This window comes from Streptomyces atratus, assembly GCF_900119365.1.
GTDB classification, from domain to species: domain Bacteria; phylum Actinomycetota; class Actinomycetes; order Streptomycetales; family Streptomycetaceae; genus Streptomyces; species Streptomyces atratus_B.
In genome coordinates, this window is record NZ_FPJO01000002.1 from 330589 (window position 1) to 357345 (window position 26757).

The following is a 26757-nucleotide window of genomic DNA, read 5'->3' on the forward strand; positions in this document are numbered from 1 at the left end:
CGCCTCCCGGCCGTGCCGGGCACCGGCCCGGCACGGGCACATGGCCGGCCGCGCGGTGTGGTGGTGCCGCACTCAGCTGTACGGCGACCGTCGCACGGACAGGATCGCCACATCGTCGTGCTGGCCCCCCTGCCCGGCGAACGCGCGCGCGTCGTCGTAGAGAGCACGTGGCAGATCGGTAGGGGGGGAGCGATACGCGCCGGACAAGACTCTCGGTGACGGGATAGAACGCACCGTCGGCAGCGCGGGTCTCGGTGAGCCCGTCCGTGGTCAACAGCAGTGTCGCGCCGGGCGGGAAGGCGAACCAGTCGACGGTCGCGGGCTCGGCGGACAGCTCGGCGAGGCCGAGGGGGACGCCGGATGTGAGGGTCGGCGTGGTGACGGTGGCGTCCTGCAGCACATGCGGCAGGACGTGTCCGCAGTTGATGGCCTGTACCTCTTCGTGCGCGTCGACGTTGACGATGAGCGCCGTGACGAACCGTTCGTCGTCGCCGGTCTGCGTGGCGTACGAATTGTGCAGTACGACAGAGGCGTCCAGGGCCTCGACGAGCGCGGTCAGGGTGGGTTCTCTGTGGGCTGTCGCGCGGAAGGCGCCGATGACGGCGAAAGCGGCACCGACCGCGGGCAGGCCCTTGCCCTGGACGTCGCCGATCAGCACCCGCGTTCCCCATGGAGAGGCGACGACGTCGTAGATGTCTCCGCCGACGAGCCGTTCCTCCTGTACGGGCTCGTACACGCCGTCGACCAGGACGTCGTCGGTGAGCATGGGCAGCGGGCGCAGGATGTGGCGCTGCATCGCGGCAGCGGTGGAGCGCAGCCGCAGCGTCTCCTGTTCGCGGCCGATACGACGGTGGCATGCGTAGACGGAGGCCGCGCCCAGGACGAGGGTGAGCAGCATCATGAGGATCCTGTCGAGCCACGGCCTCCCGTCACCGTGCCGGAGGAGCATGGTGCCGATGACCACGAGCGCGGTCCAGGCGAACACGAACTCCGTCTGGCGCACGGTGCACAGCGCCGACGCCGCCCCCGGCAGGAACACGAGGAGCCCGAGAAGCCACACCGGGGACTCGGCCAGGGCTCCCAGGACCCCCACCAGGATCGTCACCGTCGCTACGGCGATCACTACTTCGGCTGTGCTCGGTGGTTCGATCGCCTCAACGGGTCGAGCGAACTTCTTCCGATTTTTGCGGGGCACGGGACCTCCGGGGCAAATGGTGCATTCCCTCGTACCGTAGGCAAGCTCGGCCGTGGGTCGGCCACGCCCCGCCGGACGCCGTCCCAGCACCCGTGCGGAGCGGGCCCGGTGCACTACGGACAGCAGCCGGTGGCCACGGCCCGACAGCGGGATAGGGTTCGGCCCAGGAGAGTCCGCCCGGTCCGTCGAACTGCGCCGGGGGACGGACACGGCGGCCGCCCGAGAGGGAGCTGGATGCTGCAGGCGTTGGGGCTGAGCCCGGCCGAGGAGGCCGTCTACACCGCGCTGCTGGCCCGACCGACAGCCTCTGCGCAGGACCTCGCCCGGCAGGCCGGGCTCGAGAAGGGCGACACCGCCCACATCCTCCACGACCTGACGGCACGTGGGCTGGTGGCGGTTGACGCCGGGGCGGGCAGCGGGGCATCCGCCCCGGTCGGCTGCGGGGCCGGCGACGGGTCCACCACCCGCTACCGGCTCACGCCGCCGTCCGTGGCCCTGGCCCCGCTCCTCGTCGAGCAGCGCAACGCCCTGCACCGGGCCGAGACCGCGTTCTCGATGCTGACCGAGCAGTACCGCAGTACCGCCGCGCACCCGGCGGGCAGCGTCGTGGAGGTGGTCGTCGGCGTGGAGCAGGTCGCCCACCGGTTCCATCAACTGCAGCGCGGCGCACAGCGGGAGTTGCTCGTCTTCCTCGTCGGCGCGCCCATCGCGGTGCCGCGCGAGGACACCGACACGTCGGAGAGTGCCGCGCTGGACCGCGGAGTGGACTTCCGGGTCGTGGCCACGAAGGACTATCTCGACGGCCACGAGGTGGCGCAGGACATGCGTGCGGCGATCACGGCGGGGCTGGAACTGCGCCTGGTCGAGGCGTTGCCGCTGAAGATGGTCGTGTCGGACCGGGAGCGTGCCATGGTGCCCCTGGACGTGGCCGAATCCGGCGGCGAGCCGAGCGCCATCGTGGTGCACCGCAGCGGCCTGCTCGCGGCCCTGGTCCAGCTTTTCGAGAAGGAATGGGCCCAGGCCCGGCCGCTGTACCCCACCCCCACGGGTGTGCGGGTACAGGCGAGAGCGGAGCAGCAGCCGACCGAGGGGGAACTCGAGGTCCTCGCACTGCTGCTGGCAGGGATCTCCGACCGGCGTGCGGCTTCCCAACTCGGCGTCTCCATCCGCACCGTGGAGCGACGGACGCGTCGCCTGATGGACCTTGCCGGAGCGGATTCGCGCCTGCAACTCGGCTGGCACGCCGCACGCGCGGGCTGGCTGTGACCTGTTCGTCCCCCTGAGAGGGAGAACCGCGAGCCGGCCCTTGGTCAAGGAGCACCGGAACGCGCCACCCCCTCGGCGAGACCGTCCGGGGTGGCGGTCCGGACGGCGCCCCCTCCCGCGTCCGGGGCACCGCCGACGCCATGGATACGGTCATGTGGCGGAATGCCGACATGCGGGAAACCCGTCACGCGCAGGCGTCCCTACGTCACCCGCCTGTCTGCCAGGCTGCAGCCGCACCACGGCATTTCACTGCGTCGAGTAGGGAGATTCATGCGCCCCATAACGCGTATAGCCATGGGCGCGGCGTCCGCCGCTGCCCTGGCCTTCACCGCGGTAACTCCTTCCGGGGCGGCGGATGCACCGCCTGACGGTGCCTCGGGGAAAAGGCCCGTCATCGGCAGCGGGTCCACGGCAACCGGCGGCAAGCAGACGGCAGTCACGCTCGTCACCGGCGACAAGGTCCTCGTGACCACGGACAAGTCGGGCCGCAGCTCTGCGGCAGTGCTGCCCCACGAGGACGGCACCCTGCCGACAGTCCAGACCTATCAGTCGGGCAAGGACCTCTACGTCTACCCCGAGGGCGCCTCCCGGGCCGTCGCCGAGGGCAGGGTCGACGAGCAGTTGTTCAACGTCACCGGGCTCATCCGTCAGGGATACGACGACGCACACACCGACACGCTGCCGCTCATCGCCACCTACGGGAACGGCGTGAACGTCGCCAGGAGCGCGCCTGCGGCCCCTCGCGGCTCCGAACGGAGCCTGCTCCTCCCCGCTGTGGGCGGCGTCGCCCTCAAGGCGGGCAAGGACACCGCCGCCACGTTCTGGCAGGACGTCACCACCCCGCGCTCACGTTCGGCCTCCGTGCTGAAGAAGCTGTGGCTGGACGGCAGGGTCGAGGCCACGCTGGACCGGTCCACCAGGCAGGTCCACGCGCCGGAGGCCTGGGCGGCCGGCTACGACGGCAGGAACACCAAGGTCGCCGTGCTGGACACGGGCGTGGACGCCGAGCACCCGGATCTCGTGGACCGGGTCGCCACCTCCAAGAACTTCACGGACTCCAGGACCACCGACGACCGTGTCGGGCACGGCACCCACACCGCCTCCACGGTCGGCGGGTCCGGTGCCGCCGGCGGAGGCCGCAGGAAGGGCGTGGCCCCCGGAGCCTCCCTGCTCGTCGGAAAGGTCCTCAACGACAGTGGGTACGGCCAGGACTCCTGGGTCATCGCGGGGATGCAGTGGGCTGTCGGCCAGAAGGCCGACATCGTCTCCATGAGCCTGGGCAGCCAGGCGATCGGGGACTGCGCCGATCCGGTGGCCCAGGCCACGGAGCAGCTCGCGCAGAACACGCACACCCTGTTCGTCGTCGCCGCGGGCAACGCCGGCCCGGGCACCGAGACCGTCTCCTCGCCCGGGTGCGTGCCCAGTGTGCTGACCGTCGGCGCCGTGGACCGTGACGACAGCACCGCCTGGTTCTCCAGCCGTGGCCCCGTGGCCGTCACGCACACGCTCAAGCCCGAGATCGCCGCTCCCGGCGTCGACATCTCGGCGGCGAGCGCGGGCGGCCGCGGCGTCTACGCGTACCGGTCGATGTCCGGCACCTCGATGGCGACCCCGCACGTCGCGGGAGCCGCGGCCGTCCTCCGCCAGGCCCACCCGGACTGGACCGCTCAGCAGCTCAAGTCCGCGCTCGTCTCCTCGGCCCGCACCGGCGGCAAGGTGGACGGCGCCGACCGGACCGGCGCCGGCGTCCTCGACGTGTTCGCCGCGGTGAACCAGAAGGTGCTCGCCGCGCCCGCCGTCCAGGGCGGCAGCTACAACTGGCCGCAGGACGCGTCGGACCGCACCACCGTGAAGGTGCCCTTCACCAACACCGGCGACAGCGACCTGACCCTGAGCCTGAAGGTCAGCGGCGTACACGGCAACGACGGCAGCGATGTCCGCTCCGGCATCGTCGAGCCGGCGCAGCGCAAGGTGACGATCCCCGCAGGGGCCACCGCTCAGGTGCCGGTGCGGATCGACCCCACCGCCCGTCTCCAGGACTCCCAGTACGGTGCGGTCACCGGCCGGATCCTGGCCACCGGCGACGACGTGCACGTCTCGGTGCCGGTCACGCTCTACGTGGAGCCGGAGACGGTCACCCTCCGGGTCAAGGCCGTGGACCGCGACGGCAAGCCCGCGACCGGCAGCTCCTCCCTGGATCTCGTCAGCCTGGACACCGACAAGGGAGAGCGCCGCGGCAACTCCGGGGCGCCCGACCAGACGTACCGCGTCCGCCCGGGCAGCTACTCCGTCAGCGGCTTCATGACGACGTACGGCGCGAACGGCGCAGCCGAATCGGTCAGTTATCTCGCGCGGCCGCAGCTCCGGATCACCCGGGACACCACGGTCGTCCTCGACGCCCGGCAGGCCCACCGGCTGAGCCTGGAGACCGACCGGCCGGCGACGGTGAACACGACCACGATCAGCTACGCCCGCACCTGGGACGACACCTGGCTGGTCTCCGGCTCGGTCACGGCGCCCGGCACCGTCCAGAAGTTCTACGCGGACATCGACGCACGCGCCACGAACGGCACCTTCGAGTTCCGGCCCACCTGGCGTGCCACCGGCTCCGAGGGCGGCTCGCCGTACGTCTACAACCTGACGTTCCCGACCCCGGGACCGCTCCACGCCGACCAGGTCTACCGCCCCAAGGACTCCCGGCTGGCGCGGGTCACCGAGACCTGGAACGCCATGGGCAAGGAGGCGGACTACCTCGACGCCCTGTTCGTCCGCCGCCCCGAGAGCGGCAGCGACTACATCCCCGTGAGCCCGTTCGGCACGGTGCACGTGCCCGCGACCCGCACCGCCTACTACACGACCGGCGACGACGTCTGGTACCACGGCGCGATGACCAGCTTCCCGTTCGCCGCGTTCATGGGCGACCAGGAGCGCACCTACCGGACCGGACAGCGGCGAGCCGAGGAGTGGTACCGCGGCCCGTTGCAACCGGCCGCGATGCGTGACGCCGACGGCAAGCCCGTGCTGGCCGCCGAGCGGCAGGGCGACCTGATCGGGATTCAGACCGCGCTCTGGCTCGACGGATCCGGCGACCACTGGTCCTCGGGCGGATCGTTCGGCGACCTCGGCAACCTGGTACTGAAGCGCAACGGTGAGCAGATCGCCACCAGCGCCTATCCCTATGACGCGTTCAAGGTGCCGGACGAGGACTCCGCCTACGAACTCACCCAGAACCTGGAGAAGATCCCCACCTCCGATCCGAACTGGCTGCGCTCCACCGCCGTCACCACCTCCTGGTCCTTCCGCTCCCACAGGGAGCCGGACGTCTTCTCACGCGGCCTGCCGCTCCTCTTCCCGGCGTACGACGTGCCGGTGGACGGCATGAACACTCTTCCCGCGGAGAAGGGCCTGAAGGTCGGCCTGTCGGTCGAGGGCCACGCCGGATACGCCCCGGGCGCGATCACGGCGGCCACACTGTCCTACTCCTACGACGGCGGCACCACCTGGACCCAGTCACCGGCCGAGCAGCATGACGGCCGCTGGACGGCCGTCGTCGACCACACCGGCGCCTCGGGCAAGCAGGTCACGCTGAAGGCCACCTTCACCGACGCCAACGGCAACGCGGTCACCCAGACGATCACCCGCGCCTACGACGTCCGGTAATCACACGGTCCGGCCGGGCGGCCTCCCCCACGAGGCCCGCCCGGCCGGAAATACGCGGTGACGGGAGTCGTCCCACCCGCTCACACGTTGAAGCGGAATGTCTGCGGACTGACCCTGACCTGCGGCGGAGCCTCACTCAGGGCTTTGACCTACGGTTTCGCCGTTTGGCTGCGTTGGCCTCCGACGGACGTTTACGAATGTTCTACGGACTTCCTGCGGACTGGCGGGCCCCCACCGGCCTGGAAATACATGGCCCCGGAACCGTCCCATCGATGAGACCGCCCGGGCTAGCCGCCACTATCCCTACCTCGAGATGCCCGGGTCGTACGCGATTTGCCCCATCTGCTTCTGGGAGGACAATGCCATCCAGTTCCACTGGTCGACCATGGACGGCGGGGCGAACAAGGCATCCCTGATCGAGGCCCAGCATAACTACCAGGACTTCTGTCGGCGCATACGACCAGCACGGCCGACTGGGTCTTGGCCGGTAAAGGCGCTGACGTCAATCACCGCAGCCGCCCTCACCCTGCAGAGGCGACGCTGAAAACACTCAATGATCCTGCAACGGTATTGAAACCCGTGATCGGTTTCCGAGCGAGATACGGGCCTGCATCAACGGCTTTTCGCAGCTTGGAAAGCTGCACGTGAAGGGGGCTGCCGACTTCATCGACCGCCCCACCCTGTCCCACCCGATCCGCTGTGGATCAGCATGCGCGGCCAGCTCCTCATACGATGTGGGGCGCCTGCTGTAACCAGGACCGGATTCGATGCCACCGCACTATGCTGGTCCCACGCTGGCCGTGGGCCGCCAGCATCGAGTGGCAGGGAATTAACAGCCCAGCCAAAGCAACTGAGAGGACGCCTGTGAAATCCGTGTTCAACGGTGCCGAATACGCTGTCTCCTTCACCCACGAAGAGCTGATGGCGCACACCACGGTGATCCAAAAACTGGCAGCTGGTCTACGTCTCACCCAGCTCGAACATGCAGTCCTTGACGGATGGCAAGGGGTAACCGAATCGGCCTTGGACTGCTTCGAATCGGGGGCAGCACCGTTCAGCGTGGACGAGTTCGGCAACGTACAGCCCCTCGTCGGCTGAACCAGGATCCACCGACTTGAGTGGAGAGTCTGATTGCGGCATCAAATGCACCGCGACCACCCTCTCCGACAAGATCCGACTCTCTCAGCCTCGACCGGCGGCCAGGCCCTCTACTGCCTCAGCTGTAGCGCCCGACTTCGCGTGGATGAACTCATCAGCTGTAAAAGCTGCGGCTACCTCATCCCACTTGAGGAAAACGACGAACGACAGCGTTCAACCTTTGCGCATTCCGCTCCGACGGCATCCGCTGCGAAGAAGGGGACTGGGCCTAAGGAACATGATGTTCACACTGTTCGCCAACCGTTCACGGAGACTGCGGCACCGTTGTTCAGATAGTGGTGGAGAGCGCTGTCGGTGGTATCGACGAAGGCTTCAGGGATGGCGTCGGCGTCGACCCAGCGGACCTGGGAGTGCTTGCGGGGTTCGCGGTTCTCGGGTTCGCCAGTCCACTCGTGGGCCGCAAAGACGACCGTGAGGAAGCCGTTGGGAGCCTCGACGCCCCAGGCGCCGTGGATGATGTGGGCGACCTTGAGGGACTCGGGCTTCACCGTGAGACCCGTCTCCTCGTAGAGCTCGCGGACCGCGGTCTCGGTGATGGGCTCCCCCGGTTCGCTCTTGCCGACGGGGAGGTCCCACAGGCCCTGGGCGAACTTGGCGTTCTCGCTGCGCTGGAGAAGCACGACGCGGTTGGTGGCCTTGTCGTGGACGATGACGGCCGCGACCAGCAGCGTCATCGAGTCGAGCGCCGGCTTGAGGGCTTGGGGGCGGTCGTTGGTCTGCTGAGCCACGGGGTTCCCTTCGTCGAGCGGATTGTTGGGCATGTTAGGCGAGGGCCTCGCGGGCTCGGCGGGCGAGATCGGCGGCGCCTGGGACGCGGCGGCGCTGGTAGACCGCGAGCGTGGAGCGGATCGAGGTGATTGCCTTGCGGGTGCGGTCGGAGGTCATGCCCTCCATGAGGACCAGGGCCTGAGTCCAGGCGGCAACCGCCTCGTCGGCTCGGGCCTGGGCGGCGAGGCTGTCGCCGAGGTCGGCGTGGGTGAGGGCGTGGACGCGCTTGTACTTCTCCGGGTCCCAGCGGGTGAGGGCGTCGCGGTGCTGCTGTTCCGTACCGATGTGGTCGGCGAGGTCGGTCAGCGTGCGTGCGGTGTGGCTGGCCACGGTGCCGGCGGCAGGGCCGCTGACGCGGGAGAAGCTGGGCTGGGGCCCGTCCTCGCGCAGAAGTGCGTCTTCGGCGGCGAGAAGAGCGCGGGCGGCCAATGGGTTCTCGCCGACGGCTGCGTAGGCGCGGGCGTGGGTGATGTGGAGGAGGGCTTCGGTCTGTCCGTCAACGTGGCCGAGGCCGCGGGTGAGGGCGCCTTCGACGAGGTCCACGCAGTGGTGGGGTTGCTTGAGGCTGAGGGATTGATGGGCGAGGGCACGCATCACCCAGGCGGCGTGGCCGTGGGGGTCGGCTTCACAAGCGAGTTGGTAGCCGGCCTGGTAGTAGCGCTGGGCGGCACCTTCGTGGCCGAGGTCGTGGTGTTTCCAGCCTGCGAGGTAGGCGAGTTCGGCGACAGCGCCGAAGGCGGCCTGGCGTAAGGCTTCAGAAGGGAAGCGTCCGCGGAGCATAGGGGCTGCTGTGTCGGCAAGGTACGCGGTGACCGTGGTCAGGCCGTGCCCGCCGCCGAGCCGTTCGTCGGCGGCGCTGAAGGCTGCCGTGATCTGCCGTAGGACGTCGATGTCGTCGCTGCCCACGAGCGAGCGGGCGGTGCGGGCGCGGAGCATTCGCGAGGTGGCTTCGTGGTCGTGCAGGAGCGGCATGGCCACGCCGGCCGTGGTGAAGGCGGCGATGGCAAGGAAGCGGCGGCGTTCGACGTCCGCACGGCCGAGGTCGGTGACCGCAGTGACGGGGTCGGTGTCCGGTGGAGACTCCGCGTCGGGTGAGTGGAGACCGAGTTCGGTTCGGGTGACGACGCGGCCCAGCCGCCGAGAGAGGGCTTCGGCAAGGTACTGCCCTGCTCGGCCGGACGGCGCGCGGGCACCGCCCACCCAGTGGGAGATGGCCGACTTGTTGGTCTGGAGCAGTTCGCCGTTCTCGGCGGCGATGCGGCGTACGTCCTTGGCGAGCGCGTCGTATGTGCACCCGGCTGCGTTGATCGTGTCGCGCAGGCGGGAGTTGGCGCCGGTCGGTGTCGGCACGATCGCCTCCGCTCCGGATCTGTAAACCGTGTATACCGCTTGACCTCGGTCACACCGTACCCACTCTGCGTAGCGGGCGGTTCACTTATCGACAGCCGCCCCACTCTCGGGCCGGGCGGCCCCCAAGTTCCGTACGCCCCACCGGGCTCGGGCATTCCTGTGCCCTGGCCCGGACGATCAGAGACGGAGACACGGTGACCACCATCGACACCTCGACCATCACGGTCGAACTGCCCGACGCCTTCGACCCGCGCTGGAACCGCCTGCCCGGCATCCAGGTGGATGGCCGGCGCATCACCATCGACCCGGCCGAGTACTTCTTCCGCTTCGAGTCCAGCACCTGGCTCGTCGCCGACTGGGAGTTGGTGAAGGCCCAGCTCCTGGACGTGGACGAGACGACCGAGAGCGCGGTCGAGCAGCTCGCGCTCGACTTCATCAAGAACCACGGCGAGTCCACCTCCGACGCGGCCCGCGTGCTGGCGACGGCGTACGGGGTGTACTCGTACCTCTTCCGCGAGGAGCACCTGGCCGGCCTCGGCCTCCCGCAGATCACCGCCGACCACCTGCGCATGCTGCGCGAGGCGGCCACGCTGATGGCGCTCAACAAGGTCGAGCTGGACGGGCACATCTCCAACGTCGGCCCGTGCTGGTTCTTCCCCGCCGCCACTTCCGTCGTCTTCGACCTGGACGACGCGACGGGCGGAATGCTCGACGAGGCCTACCACGGCGGCTGGTTCAACGAGCACCGCCGGATCGAGTCCATCAAGGCCCACGCCGCGCTCGGCGGCCGGCTCGTGCACGGCTGCCGGTCCGTGCCCGACCAGTCCGGCGGCGTCGTCGCGCCCTACGGTGCCTCGATGGCCAGCTTCCGTGACGACCTGGCCGAGTTCAAGGCGGGCTGGATCGAGCAGGTCTACGCCCACCGCGTGACCGCAGCCGAGTAACCCCACCCCAGTACGGCTCCGGGGCGGGCCAGCTCGCGCGCCCGCCCCGGAGCCCACCAGTCCCCTGGAGACTCCCATGGACCAGAGCCTGTCCGCCACCCTGCTGGACGACCTGTGCACCCTCGTCGGCAAGCCCCTCCCCGAACGTGCCGAGATTCGTGTCTGGGGCATGTCCGGCGTCGAACGCGTCACCTTCCCCGACGGCACCACGGCCGTTTTCAAGTACGCCAAGGAGCCCTTCGACCGCGAGGCCCAGGCCCTGCGGGTGGCATATCAGCGCGGGCTCCCGGTTCCCGCGCTCCACGCCACCACCATGCAGGACAAGTGGCTCGGGATGCTCATGGACGACCTCGGCACCCCCGTACGGGACGCCGACGACCTCGACGGCGTCGCCGCCGCCGTCATGCTCCACGCCGCCCGCCCGGCGGGTGGTCTGCCCCTCCTCGACGGTGCGGGCCTTGCGGCCCTGCCCGGCCGAGCCCTCGATCACCTCCAGCGGCTGCGGAAGGCCGACCGCTGGACGGACTGCGACGACATCGAGACCGCGCTGGGGAAAATCTCCGCCGCGGCCGAGGCCCGTGTCCAAGGTGCGACGCTCGACCCGTTCGGCTGGGTCCACTCCGAGTTACACCCCACGAGCGTCCACATCGGGGAGAACGGCTGGCATCTCCTCGACTTCGCACGCGCCTTCACCGGGCCCGGCCTGATCGACCTCGCCTCGTACCACGGCACCACCGACGTGCCGAGCCCCTTCCGACTGCGGGTGTTCCTGGAGCAGTACGTCACCGCAGGCGGTCATGAGGACGCCCTCGCCGCCCGGGGCGGCCTGGCCGCCGAGGCATGGGCCCTGGGCTGGCATCGCATGTGGGCCGTGGAGTGGTTCATGGAGCAGGCCATCCGCTGGATCGACGACCCGGCCAAGGATCCCGCGTACATCCCCGTCGTCCGCCGCCACCTGAACGACGTGGTCCAACTCCTGGAGGTCTAGGTGCTCGCCCAGGTCTCCCCCTGGTACGCCCACGCAGCCCAGCGCATAGCCGCTGCCCCCGCGCACGCCCTCACCGCACCGGCCCGGATGGAATGGAGCACCCACGCGGGCGTCGGTCCCGGAGCTGAGATTCTGGGACGGGATCTTTGCGGCAAGCGCGTCCTGGAGCTGGGCTGCGGCCCCGGCCACAACGTGGCCCACCTCGCGAAGTATCGCCAGACCCGCGTCACCGGCGTTGACCTGGTCGGCCTCCAGATTCGCCGGGCCCGCTCCCACTACGGCCACATCGACGGCGCAACCTTCGCCGCCGGCCACGCCCTGCACCACCTTCAGGCCACCGGCCAGACCTTCGACGCGATCTACTCGGTCTTCGGCGCCGTCGGGCTGGTCGCCCCAGAGCTCCTACTCGCCGCGATCTCCCGCCGCTTGGTGTCAGGCGGCGTACTGGCCTTCTCCGTGCCGCACCCGACACGGGCCGGAAGACATCCTTCGCAAGACGACTGTCCCCGCGAGGACTACGTCACCATGCCCGACCGCACCAGGCTGCCCATCGCCCGCTGGGAGTTCGGCTCCCGCCGGTGGGCCGCCCATCTCTCCCGGATCGGTCTGCGAATCACCTCGGCTGTCGAACTCCGGCACCCTCGCCTCGCCGCGTGGCCCACCACTCTCCTGATCACCGCCCGCAAACGCTGACCGACGGAGGCAACGATGCTCCTGCCCTACCTCCTGCTGGACATTGACGGCGTCCTCGCACCGTTCCCGGCGGCCGACGGCAGCACCCCGTCCACGCATATCCGACACAGTGTTCTGCCCGCGGGCCGCAACCCCGACGACCCTGTGCCCATCTGGCTCAACCCAACCCACGGCTCCTTGCTCGCCGCCCTCCTGGCCGGCGATCTCGTCGCCCCCGTGTGGTGCACGAGCTGGCGCAGGGACGCCGCCACCGTCGTCGGGCCTCTCCTAAGGCTGCCGGAGTTCCCCCACCTCGACCTCCCCCGCCCCCAGATCACCACCAGCCACCCCAGCGGCTACCTGTGGAAGCGCGACCATGTCGAACCATGGCTCGGTGAATCGGCTGTCGTCTGGGTCGACGACGACTTCACCGACCTCGACCACGCCTGGGCCTCCGAACGGACTGCCCGTGGCCACCCCACGCTGCTCATCCAGCCGGACCCGTACATCGGACTTCAGAGGGCACACCTCGTGGCGGTCCAGGAATGGGCCTCGCTACAGGCCACGGCAAAGGGATCTCTGGAAACGGAGCATCAAGGCCAGGCTGGTCAAAGCCGTCTGTGAAGCGGCGGCCACTCAGCATATGAGCGCTACCGAAAACCCAGCGCGGTAGGGGTGAGCTGGGGTGATGAGAGGCGACGGGGGGTCAGGTCTGCCAGCACCATCCCAGCACGGGAAGCAGCATGGGGTCGACTCCCGGAGGAGCCGACCCCATCTGACCTGCATGTTTACCAGGCAGCCAACGTGGTGTTGTTTCACCCGCTCACACGTTGAAGCGGAATGTCTGCGGACTGACCCTGACCTGCGGCGGAGCCCCCTCCAGGGCTCTGACCAGCCATTTCTCAGTTGACATGCGTTGGGTCCCGATGGCTGTTTACGAGTGTCCTGCGGACTGGCCGGGGGCGCCGCGGCAGAGAAATCCATGACGCACCCGCAGGGCCTGCAACGAGACTGCGCAGGTGAGCGACCGCTACCCCTGTCCCTGCTGCGGGCGTCTCGTCCTGGACGAGACGCCCGGCGCGTACGCCATCTACCCTGTCTGCTTCTGGGAGGACGACGCCATCCAGTTCCGGTGGCCCACCATGGATGGCGGGGCGAACAAGGTCTCCCTCATCCATCAACGACCTGGCCGACCACGCCCAAGTGATCCTCCACTCCCAGTTCTGGCAGGCGGACGCCGGCCGCACGTACGGCGTCTCCGGCACCGGCCTGGAGTGGGAACTCGACTGGGCTGAGCCCTGGGAGCACCTGGTCGAAGAGTCCCGCACCTGGCCCCTGCTGGAAGCCTCCGAAGCTCCCGCCGGCGACAACATCTTCGTCGCCCCCACCTGGATCGACGAGCGCTGCGACTTCGTGAACGACTGGACCCCGCCCGTGATCCTGTCATTCTCGATCGCTATGTACCGATCGCGGTCGACCCCGGTCACTCCAAGAAACGGACGGGAAACAACGGAGGACGAAAGAGGCAACGGGCAACACCGCCGAACCCCGATTCTCCAGGCGCGCGTCGTGCCAGACTCACTTTCGGATGCGGACCGAAACGACGCCGTCACAGCAGGTGTTCGCCGTCGGGTTTCGTGTCGACCGGTGATCGTCGGATGACGGCTCCCGTGAGGGCGGACGGCTCTCGCGGTCGCTGTTCAAGGGGAGGTTGATGATGAGCACGACTTTACGTTTTGGCCCGGAACTTCGCCGTTTACGAGTAGAAGCGGGGCTGACTCTGACTGAGTTCTCCGTGGCGCTCAACTACGACAAGGGGCACATGAGCAAGGTCGAGCGCGGGGAGCGTTCCGCGTCCCCCGAACTAGCCCGGCGGTGCGACGCCTTCCTCGGCGCGGACGGCGAGCTGCAGCGCCTGGTCACCCGACCCGAGGCGGACTCGGAGTCGGGCACCGCCGAATCCCCCGCCGGTTCGAGCCGCTGGCTCGTCGGGCGCCGGGCGGTCCTCTCGGCGGGTACGGGAGCGCTGATCGACCTCGGCCTGAAACTCGGCAGTCAGGCGCTGTCCTCCGCCGACGACCCCCTCCTGCCCTCCTTCCGCATGCAGTTCGACCAGCTGCGGAAGCTCGGTCAGTCCACCGCACCCAAGGTCCTGCTGCCCCTGCTGGAGACGCAGACTCGCATGATCGCCGGGCTGGCCGCCGACGCCCGGTCCGTTTCTCGGGCCCCTGCGCTCCTGCTCGCCTCGCGGTTCGCGGAGTTCACCGGCTGGATGGCCCAGGAGGCCGGGGACAGCGACGCGGCACTCGGCTGGACCGGCGAGGCCGCCGAACTGGCGCGCGCCGGGGGTGACCCGTACCTCGGTTCCTACGCACTGGTGCGACGCGCCCTGGTCACAATGTACGGCGGGGACGCCGCTGGCACCGTCGCCCTGGCCCGCCGCGCCCAGAGCAGCGAACTCCCGCCGCGCATCCGGGGACTCGCGGCCCAGCGGGAGGCCCAGGGGCACGCGCTCGTCGGCAACGAAGTCGACTGCCTCCGCAGCCTCGACAGGGCGCGGGAACTGCTCGCCAGCGACGACGCCCGCAATGGCGCCGAGCCCGTGATCGGCACCTCCCATGTGAGCGATCCGGCGGCGATGTCGACCGGCTGGTGCCTGCACGACCTCGGCCGTCCCAAGGCCGCCGCCGAGGTACTCGACCGGGAGTACCGCCGCCTCCCGCCGCACGCGCTACGTACCCGCGCCCGGTACGGCTTCCGCCGGTCCTTGGCCCATGCCGCCTCCGGGGAGGTCGAGCACGCGTGCTCGATCGCCGGGGATCTCCTGGAAGTGATGCCGGCCGTGCCCTCGGCGACGGTGAACAGCGACGTCCGGCGTCTCGCACGGGAACTCTCCCGGTTCCGGAGCAGCCGCGCCGTACGTGATCTGCAGCCCGCGCTGGCACGCGTGCTCGCCCCCGCGCACGACTGACAGCCCCTCCACGACCGACACAGACTCGAGCCGCCCGGCTCGCCGGACTACCCGGTCCCTCCGGCCCTCCGCCCCTCCGGATCCCACGATCCCGGCGGAACCTTCTGATCACCGCTCGACGCGTCGCATCGCGCCCCCGGCTTCTTCGGGCTGCCCGCAACCAGTGACGCACCAGGCGGCGCCCCTCCATCCGCACGCCCTCCCGTGGATGCGCCATGCCGTCCACGCGGTCGGGACCTCATGGCCCGGGCGGACCGGAGCCCCGGTCCACAGCCCCGTGCCCGTTCACCCCGCCTTCCTTTCACGAAGGGAACCTTCATGCCCGACGTCTTCGTCAACTACCGCACAGGCGACGAGGAGTCCGCAGCGACCATGATCGCTCGGGAACTCGCCCGTCGGTTCGGCGACGAGCGGATCTTCTTCGCCAGCAACTCGATCGAGCCCGGACGCCGTTTCCCAGTGGAACTGGTCAGGGCGGTGGAGGAGTGCGAGGCTCTCCTCGCCGTGATCGGCCCGCGCTGGGCGGAGGTGCGGGGGGCCGACGGCCGCCCCGCCCTCGAAGCCGAGCAGGACTGGACCCGTCGCGAGATCCAGACCGCGCTCGACCGCGGGGTCCTGGTGATCCCCGTGCTCGTCGGAAAGGCCACGAGGATCGACCGCTCCGTCCTTCCGGACGATCTGCTGGAGCTGGCGGACTGCCAGTACAGGCGGTTCGACCACCGCAACGCCGAATCGGACCTGACGGCGCTCGGCGACACCCTCGCCCGGCTCCTGCCCGAGCTGGGTGCGGTGGACCGCGACGCCCGTGCGGCGCGGGAGCGGGCGGAGGCAAAGTCCCGCAAGAAGTCGGCCAAGGATGCCAGGCACACCAGGATGCGGACGCGCGACGTCGAGCAGCGCGTGCGCGGCATCGGAAACCTCAACGGAGATCTGTCCGGCACCTTCGTCAACGAACCGCAGGGGCCCGTGAACACCGGTGGGGGGCACCAGTACAACGCTCCCCACTTCGAGGGCGACAACACCGGAGTCCAGTTCACCGCGGGCGACAACAGCGGTACGGTCCACCAACGCTTCGAGCGCGAGCGTCGGCGCTCGGACGACGGACGATGACCGAGCAGGACCGCGTCACCGTCAACGATCCGCGTGGCCCGGTGAACAATGGCGTAGGCCCCCAGTACGTCTTCTACGGCGGCGCGGATTGGATGATCCGCAAAGGGGTCGGGTCCCTCCGGATCGTCCGAGAGGACCGGGTGCGCCTGGCCGACCGGTTCGCTCGGCCGGTGGGCTATCGCATCGCCGCCGACTGCCTGGAGAAGCCCGGATCGGTGGTGCTGCTGGAGGCTGCGCCCGGCAGCGGCCGGCGCGCCGCAGCGATCATGCTGCTGCACGAGCTCGGTGAGGACGCAGGCGCTGAGGAGGAGCAGGAGGAGGACCGGTTCGAGGAGCTTCCCGCCACGGACAAGGACGAGGCCACTCTCGCCCCCGGCGAGGGGGACCGCTTCCTCCTCGACCTCTCCGGGATCGCCGACGAGGAGGCGTATGCCAAGGCCCAGCGCCTCCTGGTCGTACGCCGGTCACAGGTCCAGGAGGCGGGGGCCCACATGGTGGTCGTCCTGCCGTCGGACATGGAGCACGCCCACGCGCCGGAGCTCGAACCGCACACGGTGGCGCTGGGGCGCCCTCGGGGGATCGCCGTCGTCACCCGGTACCTCCGTATGGACCGGATGGCCTTCCACTCCACGGACCTGGGGAGCTACGACCTCCAGCGCCTGTGCGAACGCTCCCCCATGCGGGAACTGGCGCGGCTCGCGGGGCTGGTGAGGTCTGCTCGCGACAGCGGCCGGTTCGGCGTCGACTTCGCGGGATGGCTCGACCAGGCGATGCACGCGGTGACCGACCGTGCCGGTGAGGTGGGCCGGCAGGTGGCCACGGTCCGCACCGCGCCCGAGCGGGCCCTGCTGCTTGCGGCGGCAGTGTTCGAGGAGGCCCGCGCCGACACCGTCTACGAGGCGTGGCACGGCTTGATGAGGACGGTGCGGCACGAGGAAGAGACGACAACCGAGCTCGCACGGACGGATTTCGGGGAGCGATTGGCGACGCTCGGGATCGAGCGGGACCTGGAAGGGCGGCTCCACTTCGGGCGGCTGGCCTACGCCGACGCGGTACGGACGTACTTCTGGGCGAACTTCCCCGGGACGCGCGACGACCTCAGGAATTGGATCGGCCATGCCGCCGGGCTCCGCGGTCTGACCACCGACGACCGGGTGAACGTCGTCGTCCGCTTCGGCGAGCGGTCCCTGGCCGTCGGGCGGCCCGACCACCTCTTCGACCTTGTGGTCCGCTGGGCGGACCACGCGACCGGGGCGTCCTGCGACCCACGAGCCGTGGCGGCCCTCGAACTCGGTCTCAGCCACGAGAGGTTCGGGGGATGGTTCCGCAGACGGATGTACGAGTGCGCGAGGTCCGGCCCCTTGTCGGACGGTCTCGTTCGCGTCCTGACCGCTGCCTGCCTCCAGAGCCTCGGCGCGACGCACCCGGATCAGGCGATGGTGCGGCTCCATTACCTCGCCGTACGGAAGGGGGAGGCGGCACGCGGGGCCCGGGAAGTACTTCTCGACCTCGTCGGCCGCGACCGTCGGCCCTACCGGCTACTGATCGACCGCCTGCGGGACCGGACGCGTCGGGAGCCGCGCGGGGCAGAGCTCCATCTCCAGCTGCTCGCTGAACTGTTGAGGAGCGACCGGGCACCGGAGCCGCCGCCGTGGCCGGACCTGTTCCTGGGCTGGGAGACGGTTTTCTCCCATCCGCCGACGGAGCTCTGGAACCCGCTGGTGAGCAGTTGGCTGAACGCCGCGGCGGGCGACAGTACGCGGGAGATGGCGCTGGGCGTGATGGTCGGGGCGACACACGGCCGCACGGCCGCTCTGCACCGCCTCTACGCCATCGCCTGCGACTGGGCGGGGCCCAGGCACCACCCGTCCCGGGCGGCCGTCGCCGCCCTCTTCTGGCAGCACATCGACAACGCGCAGTACGTCCGCACGGAGAGTGCGAAGCGTGCGGGCGCCGGACCACGGACCACGGAAGAGGCACGATGAAACACCGCTTTCCCAGCCTGCTGTTCGTCGCTCTCTGCGGCCTCGCACCGGCTGTGCTCGGAAACCTCCTGCACTGGTCGGCGTGGCTGTGGGGCTTCATGTCCGTGGTCACATCCTCGGGCTCCCTGCTGCTCGTGATGACGGTCCTCAGCGGTGGCCGCGCGTCGGCCGATCCGTACGAGCCCGAGGAAGCTGAGCCGCCCGCGGCGCCGACGGAGCAGCCGTACCAGGAGACTCGGGTGGTCGACGCGGCGCTGCCGAGCGCAACGGACGGCTACGACTTCCTCTTCTCCGCCACCGTGTGGTGGAGGCCGGTCCCCGACCACGCCGACTGGTCCGACGGCGCCTCCCCAGCCCTCGCCGTTTCCTCGGTCGTCGGCCGGGCCCTGCAGGTCGTCCGCCACGAGGAGCCCGGCCGGGCGAGCTTCGCACGGTATCTCCTGGAAGGGGAGCTGGGCGCCCCGCTCCCGGACCGGAGCGGACGGGTGAAGGCCCTGGCGGCCGATGTGACACTGACCCTCGCCCCCGCCGACCGCGAGCGCCTGCGGAAATTGAACGACCTTCGCAAGGACGAGGAGCTCTGGGAGTACGAGCGTCAGCACGAGCGCAACAAACGGGGCTACCTCGGTGACGACGTGCTCAAGAGCACGGGCAGCGCCGTGGTGTGGTGGCTGGCCCGTCACGAGGACGACATCGAGAAGGCAGTCGACATGATCGGTCCGCTCGCCCAGATCTCGGCGGCGGCCAAGAACGAGGAGGTGCCCGAGATCTTCCGGCACCTGCTCGTCCCGCCCGTGGACGCGCGGACCGAAGCAACCGTCGGAGGCCCGCTGTGGGACGGACACGCCCAGGGAGGAGGGACGTTCGACCGCGAGGAGGAAGTGGGGGTTTCGGATCGGCTGCTCCTGCTGCTGGCGGCGGTGGGCCTGAAGCCGGACATGGATGAGTACACGGTGTTCGTGCACCGTGTGGTGCGGAGCCTGGAGGCGGCCGGGCTGGACGAGGCCGCCGAGGAGATCAGGCGGACCCTTCTCCCGGCGCCCGACGAGGGGCCGGAGGGTGAGCCTCCGAGCGAGGGGGACACCACCGGGCCCTGGTCGCCGCACTTCCAAGCCCCCGAGGGCGCGCCGTTCACCGACGCGGCCGCGGACCCGGATGCCGACGCGGACACGTTCACGCCGGGGTCCGCGGAGAGCGGCGCAGGCGAACGGAACCAAGACCGGCAGGAGACGAGCGAGGACGACATGGCGCCTCCCTACTTCTGGGACACCTCGCACAGCCCGCGCCGGCCCGCCGCACCTCGCGCGCAGGACGAGGACGACGAGGACAGGAGCTGATCCGGTAGACGGTCGGTCCTCCGAGGCTCCCCCTTCACCGCACACCGCGGCGGGGGAGCCTTTCCTGTCCCGGGGCCTGGGCACGAGGAGGCTCGGGACCGCCAACGCTGCACAACAGCGCCGGTAAGCGACCGAGGCCTCACCGACTCCCGTACCTCACCTGACATCCGCCACTCACAGCGGCCAGGCGGTCAGCAAATCGCCGGGGCCGTAGGTGGCGTCGAGCCCCGGACAGTCGACTCCACTACGCGAAACCGCCACGACCGGAACAGGTTCGTCGGTGAGGGCAGCCCGGTGCCGATGCAGAGCGGCCAAGTCATGCCGGTCGAAGGGCGACTGCTCCAGCCACTTGATGGAGCCGACGAAGAACAGCTCCTTGGCGATGGGGGCGCGGTCGGCCCCGACGATATCGATCTCGATGTCGTTGGTGCGGGTCCAGTAGCCGCCCACTGCGGGGGCCGCGGGCAGCCGGTCGTCGGGCAGTATCCGCGCCAGGGCCTCACGGACAAGAGGCTCGACGGCCCGACCACGCCAGCTGCCGCGCGGCGGCCACCAGCCCCGCCAACGGCAGCGTCGGCACTTGGGCGTCCCTGGCCAGCCGTGCCAGATCATCCCTGGGGGATGCACCAGTCGCAGCGAAGAACAAGAAAGGGGCTCCGGAGCGGGCAGGTGACACCGGAGGCGCTGTACCGACAGAACCGGTACCCGCACACGGAATGATCGAGGTCGTAACCTGGACCAGGAACGTTCACTGCTTCTCAAGCCGCCCCCGCCCATCGAGATGACAGGCCCCATGAAGAGTATCGATCACCCTTACTTCGGGCACCTTGAGGTTCCGCCGGTGGACGAGACGGAAGTCATCTGGGAAGGCACAGCCGCACTGGGAAGCAGTGAGGTCGAAGTCCGGCTGTGGGCCGAACCCAGCTCCGGGCTGGATACGGGAGAACTGGATGCGTTCGCGACGCACCTGGCCCACCTGCCGGCTCTGGACACCGCGGCTCGCGCGGCAATCCGTGAGGACCTGCAGCAGGATCGCTACTTCATCGACCACCACGCCGCCGAACTCGACGACATCGAGGTGATCAAACGCCTCACCCGGGAAGCGAACGGCGAAGCGATCAGCGCCGACGCGTTCACTGCAGCCATGCACCCCGTTCGGATCGGGCTGTGGCACCTGATCGGCGAGGCCAAGGCCCGGATCGTCATGGACTACACGATCGACGCTGCGGCCAGTGACGAACTCCTTGCCGTCAAGATGTCCCGCGACGGGGCCGTGGTTTCCGTCGACTGGGAAAGCTGACGGCGTCAGCCCCGCCTCGGTGGTGGCAACCCGACAGCACCGAACGGGGCACGGCGCATCGATCCTGGGCGCTGAAGACCCGGACCGCGCCGGCGTGGGTAATGGAAAGAACTGCCCCCGGATCTCTGTCCCGGAATCAGCCACCCAATCGGCAGCTCATCCCAACGAGTGCATGCAACCCAGATTGTGTACACATGGCACACTCGGTACCCTCGGGGCATGACTCAGCCGCTGCCCATAGAGTCCATTCGCGACGTACGCGCTCACTTGGCCGAAGTCGTCGAACGGGCCGACCGCGACGACATGCCCACTGTCATCACCCGCCGCGGCAAGCAGGTCGCCGCCGTGGTCTCGATCGAGGTGCTGCGCAAGTACCAGGAGTGGGAAGAGCGCGAGATCAACCGCATCATCGACGAACGCATGGCGAGCCCGGCCGCCGGCGTCCCGATCGAGGACGTGATGAGGGAGACGCTGGCACGCAGTGAGTGACTACCGCACGGTGTTCCGACCCGAGGCCCAGGCCGAGCTCCGCAAAATCCCTCGCGACATGGCGCTTCGTATCCTGGCCAAACTGACAGAGCTGGAGAGCGACCCTTTCGGCTTCAACACCACGGCACTTGTATCCCAGCCTGAGCGCCGCCGCCTACGAGTCGGCGACTATCGCGTCTTCTACACCATCGACAACGGGGAACTAGTGGTGTGGGTCGTACACGTCGGACACCGCTCCACGGTCTACGACACGTAGCCGCTTCAGGTTCTGCGGACTACTGCGGACAGCACAACGGCCTGACCTGCCTTCTCGAAGGTCAGGCCGTTGTTCACGTCCAATCACACGTTGAAGCGGAACTCCACCACGTCCCCGTCCTGCATCACGTAGTCCTTGCCCTCCATACGGGCCTTGCCCTTGGCGCGGGCCTCGGCGACCGAGCCGGTTTCGACCAGGTCCTCGAAGGAGACGATCTCCGCCTTGATGAAGCCCTTCTGGAAGTCGGTGTGGATCACACCGGCCGCCTCGGGGGCCGTGGCGCCCTTCTTGATCGTCCAGGCGCGGGCTTCCTTCGGGCCTGCCGTGAGGTAGGTCTGCAGGCCCAGGGTGTCGAAGCCGACGCGGCCGAGGGTGGCGAGGCCGGGTTCTTCCTGGCCCATGGACTGGAGGAGTTCGAGGGCCTCGTCGTCGTCGAGCTCGATCAGTTCGGACTCGATCTTGGCGTTGAGGAAGATCGCCTCGGCGGGGGCGACCAGGGCGCGCTGCTCGTTCTTGAAGTCCTCGTCGACCAGCTCGTCCTCGTCGACGTTGAAGACGTAGAGGAACGGCTTGGTGGTGAGGAGGTGCAGCTCGTGGAGGAGGCGGCCCTTCTCGGTGGAGGCCGTGATGCCGGCGTGGAAGAGGGTGTCGCCCGCTTCGAGGATCTTCTGGGCCTCCTCGACCGCGGCGAGGACCGCGACCTTCTCCTTCTGGAGGCGGGACTCCTTGGTGAGGCGCGGGACGGCCTTCTCGACGGACTGGAGGTCGGCGAGGATCAGCTCGGTGTTGATCGTCTCGATGTCGTCCTTGGGCGAGACCTTGCCGTCGACGTGGACGACGTTCTCGTCCTTGAAGGCACGGATGACCTGGCAGATCGCGTCGGACTCGCGGATGTTCGCGAGGAACTTGTTGCCCAGGCCCTCACCCTCCGAGGCGCCGCGGACGATGCCGGCGATGTCGACGAAGTCGACCGTCGCGGGGAGCAGCCGCTGGGAGCCGAAGATCTCGGCCAGCTTGTTCAGGCGGGCGTCCGGGACGCCGACGACGCCGACGTTCGGCTCGATCGTGGCGAACGGGTAGTTGGCCGCCAGCACGTCGTTCTTGGTCAGGGCGTTGAACAGGGTCGACTTGCCGACATTCGGCAGGCCGACGATTCCGATCGTGAGCGACACGTTGGCGACTTCCTGAGGAGTGAGGCGGTGGGCGGGAACGCTGCGGGCCCGGGTGGGCCGATTCTCCAGTTTACGGGCGGGGGCAACCGGGTAACCACGGGTCCGGTCCGGTTCCCGTTCGGCCGTGTGGCATCGAACTCATCCCCTAGGTCGCCCAAAGGGCGTGTCCCGCACCTGTTTCCTCCCGCCCGGCGACCTACGTTGTCCCGGTGGAGCAGCACAGGACACGTCCCCCGCAGCGCAGGCAGTCTCGCCAGGCCCCGCTGTCCCCGCAAGGCACCATCGAGGAGACCGCGGCCGTCTACCGGGTGGTGAGCGCGCCGGAGGGCCGCTCCCGTCCCGTGCCGCCCGTCGTGCTCGCGCTGCGCAGGCTGCCCAATCCCCGGCTGACCGGCGTCGGGGCCGGGCTCTTCGCCGCTGCGACCATGTTCGTGATCGCCTGCCTCGACCTGCTGGCCCTCGACGGTTCGCCGGTGGTGTTCGGGGTGCTGTTCCTGCCGGTCTGCGCGCTGACCGCGCTGTGGGTGCGGCCCGCGGACCTGGTGATCGCGCCGATCATCGTGCCGATCGCGTTCGCCGTCGGAGTCGTACCGATCGCCGGTGGTACGGGCGGCTTCGGCGGCCGGACCATGGCGGTCGTCACCGCGCTCGCCCTGCACGCCGGTTGGCTGTACGGCGGGACGCTCATCGCCGGGCTCATCGCGACCGTGCGGAAGGTACGGCTGATGCGTCAGCGGCATCGCCGCACACTGCCCGCCGCGCAGTCGGCACGCCCCTCCTCGCGGGGGCCGCGCCGGCCGCGACGGTGAAGAGCGGCCCCTGGGCCGACAGGGCCTAGCGGCCCGCGGCCGCCATTGCGGCGCCCACGATTCCCGCGTTGTTCTGCAGCTCCGCCGGCACCATCTCGGCCCGTACGTGCTCGATCAGGGGCAGGAACTTGTCGGCCTTGCGGCTGACCCCGCCGCCGATGATGAAGAGCTCGGGCGAGAACAGCATCTCCACATGGTTCAGGTACTTCTGCACCCGGTGCGCCCAGTGGTGCCAGCTCAGGTCCTCGTCCTCCTTGGCCTTGGTGGAGGCGTGCGTCTCCGCGTCGTGGCCGTTCAGCTCCAGATGACCGAGCTCGGTGTTGGGGACGAGCCGGCCGTCGACGAAGAGGGCGCTGCCGATGCCCGTACCGAGCGTCAGCATGATCACGGTCCCCTTGCGGCCCCGGCCCGCGCCGAACGTCATCTCGGCGACACCGGCCGCGTCCGCGTCGTTCAGCACGGTGACGGGGAGGTTCAGCCGGTCACCGAGGAGGCCGCGGGCGTCCGTGTCGACCCAGCCCTTGTCGACATTGGCCGCGGTACGGGTGAAACCGCCGGTGACGACGCCCGGGAAGGTGACGCCGACCGGGCCGGACCAGTCGAAATGGCCGACGACCTCGGCCACGCACTCGACCACGTCCTTGGGCGTGGCCGGGTGCGGTGTCAGTACTTTGTGGCGCTCCTGCGCCAGGTCTCCGCGGTCCAGGTCCACGGGAGCGCCCTTGATCCCGGATCCGCCGATGTCCACGCCGAAGATCTGCATGCAGTCCACGGTACGGGCAGGCCGCCCGGCCCACTTCCCGAAAGCGGAACGTCCCGATGCCCGGGGCTACTGCTCCGAGAGCGCGGCGGCCTCGGCGCGCAGATCGCGGCGGAGCTCCTTGGGCAGCGAGAAGGTGATGGACTCCTCGGCCGCCTTCACGATCTCCACGTCCTCGAAACCGCGCTCGGCCAGCCAGGCCAGGACGCCGTCGACCAGGACCTCGGGAACCGACGCCCCGGAGGTGACGCCGACCGTGGAGACACCCTTCAGCCAGGCCTCGTCGATCTCTTCGGCGAAGTCGACCAGATGGGCGTCGTTCGCGCCGGCGCCGAGGGCGACCTCGACCAGGCGGACCGAGTTGGAGGAGTTCTTGGAGCCGACGACGATCACCAGGTCGGCGTCCTCGCCCATCTGCTTCACCGCGATCTGGCGGTTCTGCGTGGCATAGCAGATGTCGTCGCTGGGCGGCGAGATCAGGAGCGGGAACTTCTCCTTGAGCGCGCCGACCGTCTCCATCGTCTCGTCGACGGAGAGCGTGGTCTGGGAGAGCCAGACGACCTTGGACGGGTCGCGCACCTCGACACCGGCGACGTCCTCGGGGCCGTCGACCAGCGTGATGTGGTCGGGGGCCTCGCCGGAGGTGCCGATGACCTCCTCGTGGCCCTCGTGGCCGATCAGGAGGATGTCGAAGTCGTCCTGCGCGAAGCGGACGGCTTCCTTGTGGACCTTGGTGACCAGGGGGCAGGTCGCGTCGATCGTGGCGAGCTTCCGCTCGGCCGCCTCCCGGTGCACGGTCGGCGCGACGCCGTGCGCGGAGAACATCACGATCGAGCCCTCGGGGACCTCCGCCGTCTCCTCGACGAAGATCGCGCCCTTCTTCTCCAGGGTCTGTACGACGTACTTGTTGTGGACGATCTCGTGGCGTACGTACACCGGGGAGCCGTACTGCTCCAGGGCTTTCTCCACGGCGATCACGGCACGGTCCACGCCCGCGCAGTAGCCACGGGGAGCGGCGAGCAGGACGCGGCGAGGTGTCGTAGCAGTCATGCGACCCATCGTAAGGCCGAGTCGAACGCGCGGAAGATCGGCCGGGTGGCGAGACTGATCCGTACGCGGTCCGGCGGGACTGATCCGTACGCGACCCCCAGGGAGGGCTCATGTCGGAGAGCGGCAGCGGCAGCGGTGGCAGGGGCGGGGTCGCGGAGGCGGCGGGGGCGCACCAGGAGGGCGGGAGGCTGCGGCGGACGCTCGGCTTCCGGGATCTGGTGGTCTACGGGCTCCTGTTCATCGCGCCGATGGCACCCGTCGGGGTGTTCGGAACGCTCGACGCGAAGTCGGACGGCGCCGTCGCGCTGGTCTATGTGGCGGCGACGGTGGTGATGGCGTTCACGGCGTTCAGCTACGCCCAGATGGTGCGGGTCGCCCCGCTGGCGGGTTCGGTCTTCGCGTACGCCCGCAAGGGGCTCGGGGAGGAGGCGGGGTTCATCGCCGGGTGGATGGCGATGCTCGACTATCTGCTGATCCCGGCGGTCGCCTATCTCTTCTCCGGGATCGCGCTGAACGCGCTGGTGCCGTCGGTGTCGCGGTGGGTGTGGACGGCGCTCGCCGTCGTCGTCACCACGCTGCTCAACCTCTGGGGCGTGCGGGCCGCCGCCCGGGTCGGTTTCGCGGTGCTGGCGATGGAGACCGTGGTGCTGCTGGTGTTCCTGGTGTCGGCGGTGGTGGTTCTCGTACGGGACGGGGCGCAGCGCGGCTGGCTGACTCCGCTCACCGGTGATTCCGGCTTCTCCACCTCGGCGGTGCTGGGGGCGGTGTCGGTGGCGGTGCTGTCGTATCTGGGCTTCGACGCGATCGCCACGTTCGCGGAGGAGGTGACCGGGGGCTCGGCGAAGGTGGCTCGGGCGCTGCTGTTCTGTCTGGTGCTCGCGGGTGTGCTGTTCGTGGCGCAGGCGTATCTGGCGGCGCTGCTCGAACCGATGACGTCGGCGGAGCTGGCCGCCGATCCGGCCGCGCAGGGGTCGGCGTTCTACGACACGGTCGACTCGGCGGTCGGGAGCTGGCTGCACGATCTGGTGGCGGTGAGCAAGGCGATCGGGGCGGCCTTCGCGGCGCTGGCCGGGCAGGCCGCCGCGGGCCGGCTGCTCTTCGCGATGGCCAGGGAACGGCGGCTGCCCCGGCTGCTCGCCAGGGTCGACCCGGGGTCCGGGGTGCCGCGGCTCGCTATTCTGCTGGCCGCGACGGTGACGCTGATCGCCGCGGTGTGGGCGGCCCTGCGCTCCGACGGGCTGGACCATCTGGTGTCGGTCGTCGACATCGGCGCGCTGACGGCCTTCGTGCTGCTGCACGCGTCGGTGGTCGGCTGGTTCGCCGTACGCCGGATGGAGGGGCCGCCGAGCTGGTGGCGGCATGTGCTGGTGCCGGTGGTGGGTGCGGGGGCGCTGATCGCGGTGATCGTGGAGGCGACCTGGAGCGCCCAGGTGGTGGGGGTGTGCTGGTTCGGGGTGGGGCTGGTGGTGCTGGCGTTGCAGTGGGGACGGCGTACGGCCTGAGCGGGGAGCGGCCGG

At 69.6% G+C, this 26757-nt stretch carries 24 protein-coding genes and 2 pseudogenes; 19 read left to right on the forward strand and 7 right to left on the reverse strand.

Translation table 11 applies throughout. The features are described 5' to 3' along the window. Positions 1-72: 72 nt before the first annotated feature. Positions 73-1195 (reverse strand): annotated as a pseudogene (locus BT364_RS05580) (PP2C family protein-serine/threonine phosphatase). Positions 1196-1429: 234 nt separating this feature from the next. On the opposite strand from BT364_RS05580, the gene BT364_RS05585 reads away from it, so the two are divergent. The 4 genes from BT364_RS05585 to BT364_RS05600 all read left to right on the forward strand — a co-directional run bounded on the left by BT364_RS05585 (position 1430) and on the right by BT364_RS05600 (position 7219). After that, positions 1430-2461, forward strand: coding sequence for a helix-turn-helix domain-containing protein (locus BT364_RS05585; protein WP_072483957.1), 1032 nt, complete (start codon positions 1430-1432; stop codon positions 2459-2461). Between the two features lie 270 nt (positions 2462-2731). Beyond that, positions 2732-6121, forward strand: a complete 3390-nt coding sequence (locus BT364_RS05590; RefSeq protein WP_072483958.1) for a S8 family serine peptidase — start codon at positions 2732-2734, stop codon at positions 6119-6121. A 313-nt stretch (positions 6122-6434) separates the two neighbouring features. Next, positions 6435-6665 carry a CPCC family cysteine-rich protein gene (locus BT364_RS05595; RefSeq protein WP_256259597.1) on the forward strand — a complete coding sequence of 77 codons (231 nt, stop codon included), beginning with the start codon at positions 6435-6437 and terminating at the stop codon, positions 6663-6665. A gap of 320 nt (positions 6666-6985) precedes the next feature. Beyond that, complete coding sequence (locus BT364_RS05600; protein ID WP_072483959.1) at positions 6986-7219, forward strand: hypothetical protein; 234 nt, start codon at positions 6986-6988, stop codon at positions 7217-7219. A gap of 284 nt (positions 7220-7503) precedes the next feature. On the opposite strand, the gene BT364_RS05605 is transcribed toward BT364_RS05600, so the two are convergent. Then, positions 7504-8040 (reverse strand): NUDIX domain-containing protein, encoded by a 537-nt coding sequence (locus BT364_RS05605; RefSeq protein ID WP_072483960.1) that lies wholly within the window; start codon positions 8038-8040, stop codon positions 7504-7506. A 1-nt stretch (position 8041) separates the two neighbouring features. After that, the gene (locus tag BT364_RS05610) at positions 8042-9397 is read right to left on the reverse strand and encodes an NsdA family TPR-like regulatory protein (RefSeq protein WP_072483961.1); all 1356 of its coding nucleotides are present in this window, start codon (positions 9395-9397) and stop codon (positions 8042-8044) included. Positions 9398-9591: 194 nt separating this feature from the next. Here BT364_RS05610 and BT364_RS05615 point away from each other — a divergent pair, with 194 nt between their 5' ends. The 10 genes from BT364_RS05615 (at position 9592) to BT364_RS05655 (ending at position 19404) form a co-directional block, all read left to right on the forward strand. After that, a complete protein-coding gene (locus tag BT364_RS05615; protein ID WP_072483962.1) occupies positions 9592-10341 on the forward strand; it encodes a hypothetical protein in 750 nt (249 codons plus the stop codon). Between the two features lie 76 nt (positions 10342-10417). Beyond that, the gene (locus tag BT364_RS05620; protein ID WP_072483963.1) at positions 10418-11329 is read left to right on the forward strand and encodes a phosphotransferase family protein; all 912 of its coding nucleotides are present in this window, start codon (positions 10418-10420) and stop codon (positions 11327-11329) included. Further along, positions 11330-12022, forward strand: coding sequence for a class I SAM-dependent methyltransferase (locus BT364_RS05625; RefSeq protein ID WP_072483964.1), 693 nt, complete (start codon positions 11330-11332; stop codon positions 12020-12022). A 15-nt stretch (positions 12023-12037) separates the two neighbouring features. Continuing rightward, positions 12038-12625: an HAD domain-containing protein gene (locus BT364_RS05630; protein ID WP_072483965.1), complete on the forward strand. Its 588-nt coding sequence runs from the start codon at positions 12038-12040 to the stop codon at positions 12623-12625. A 395-nt stretch (positions 12626-13020) separates the two neighbouring features. Beyond that, positions 13021-13296 carry a CPCC family cysteine-rich protein gene (locus BT364_RS39015; protein ID WP_079179323.1) on the forward strand — a complete coding sequence of 92 codons (276 nt, stop codon included), beginning with the start codon at positions 13021-13023 and terminating at the stop codon, positions 13294-13296. Continuing rightward, on the forward strand, positions 13205-13663 hold the full coding sequence (locus BT364_RS41360; protein WP_177328016.1) for a hypothetical protein: 459 nt from the start codon (positions 13205-13207) through the stop codon (positions 13661-13663). Before BT364_RS39015 ends, BT364_RS41360 begins: the two co-directional genes overlap by 92 nt. 55 nt (positions 13664-13718) lie before the next feature. Beyond that, positions 13719-14972, forward strand: coding sequence for a helix-turn-helix domain-containing protein (locus BT364_RS05640; RefSeq protein ID WP_072483966.1), 1254 nt, complete (start codon positions 13719-13721; stop codon positions 14970-14972). A 318-nt stretch (positions 14973-15290) separates the two neighbouring features. Beyond that, the gene (locus BT364_RS05645; protein ID WP_072483967.1) at positions 15291-16082 is read left to right on the forward strand and encodes a toll/interleukin-1 receptor domain-containing protein; all 792 of its coding nucleotides are present in this window, start codon (positions 15291-15293) and stop codon (positions 16080-16082) included. Then, positions 16079-18067, forward strand: a complete 1989-nt coding sequence (locus BT364_RS05650) for a hypothetical protein (protein WP_072483968.1) — start codon at positions 16079-16081, stop codon at positions 18065-18067. Before BT364_RS05645 ends, BT364_RS05650 begins: the two co-directional genes overlap by 4 nt. Next, the gene (locus BT364_RS05655; protein WP_072483969.1) at positions 18064-19404 is read left to right on the forward strand and encodes a hypothetical protein; all 1341 of its coding nucleotides are present in this window, start codon (positions 18064-18066) and stop codon (positions 19402-19404) included. Before BT364_RS05650 ends, BT364_RS05655 begins: the two co-directional genes overlap by 4 nt. 174 nt (positions 19405-19578) lie before the next feature. On the opposite strand, the pseudogene BT364_RS41365 reads toward BT364_RS05655, so the two are convergent. Then, positions 19579-19941 (reverse strand): annotated as a pseudogene (locus tag BT364_RS41365) (DUF234 domain-containing protein); the annotation flags it as partial. A gap of 256 nt (positions 19942-20197) precedes the next feature. Between BT364_RS41365 and BT364_RS05665 the strand changes: the two are divergent. The 3 genes from BT364_RS05665 to BT364_RS05675 all read left to right on the forward strand — a co-directional run bounded on the left by BT364_RS05665 (position 20198) and on the right by BT364_RS05675 (position 21449). Further along, entirely contained in the window at positions 20198-20704 is a 507-nt protein-coding gene (locus BT364_RS05665) for a DUF2004 domain-containing protein (RefSeq protein WP_072483970.1), read from the forward strand. A 219-nt stretch (positions 20705-20923) separates the two neighbouring features. Further along, the gene (locus BT364_RS05670) at positions 20924-21193 is read left to right on the forward strand and encodes a type II toxin-antitoxin system Phd/YefM family antitoxin (protein WP_072483971.1); all 270 of its coding nucleotides are present in this window, start codon (positions 20924-20926) and stop codon (positions 21191-21193) included. Beyond that, positions 21186-21449, forward strand: a complete 264-nt coding sequence (locus BT364_RS05675; RefSeq protein ID WP_072483972.1) for a type II toxin-antitoxin system RelE family toxin — start codon at positions 21186-21188, stop codon at positions 21447-21449. Before BT364_RS05670 ends, BT364_RS05675 begins: the two co-directional genes overlap by 8 nt. Positions 21450-21532: 83 nt before the next feature. Here the strand turns inward: BT364_RS05675 and ychF are convergent, their stop codons facing one another. Then, positions 21533-22621 (reverse strand): redox-regulated ATPase YchF, encoded by a 1089-nt coding sequence (gene ychF / locus BT364_RS05680; protein ID WP_072483973.1) that lies wholly within the window; start codon positions 22619-22621, stop codon positions 21533-21535. Between the two features lie 263 nt (positions 22622-22884). Here ychF and BT364_RS05685 point away from each other — a divergent pair, with 263 nt between their 5' ends. Continuing rightward, on the forward strand, positions 22885-23430 hold the full coding sequence (locus BT364_RS05685; protein WP_072484195.1) for a DUF6542 domain-containing protein: 546 nt from the start codon (positions 22885-22887) through the stop codon (positions 23428-23430). Positions 23431-23455: 25 nt separating this feature from the next. On the opposite strand, the gene ppgK is transcribed toward BT364_RS05685, so the two are convergent. Continuing rightward, positions 23456-24193, reverse strand: coding sequence for a polyphosphate--glucose phosphotransferase (ppgK, locus tag BT364_RS05690; RefSeq protein ID WP_072483974.1), 738 nt, complete (start codon positions 24191-24193; stop codon positions 23456-23458). A gap of 66 nt (positions 24194-24259) precedes the next feature. After that, entirely contained in the window at positions 24260-25249 is a 990-nt protein-coding gene (locus BT364_RS05695) for a 4-hydroxy-3-methylbut-2-enyl diphosphate reductase (RefSeq protein WP_371268179.1), read from the reverse strand. A 101-nt stretch (positions 25250-25350) separates the two neighbouring features. On the opposite strand from BT364_RS05695, the gene BT364_RS05700 reads away from it, so the two are divergent. After that, a complete protein-coding gene (locus tag BT364_RS05700; RefSeq protein WP_072483976.1) occupies positions 25351-26742 on the forward strand; it encodes an APC family permease in 1392 nt (463 codons plus the stop codon). Positions 26743-26757 lie beyond the last annotated feature (15 nt).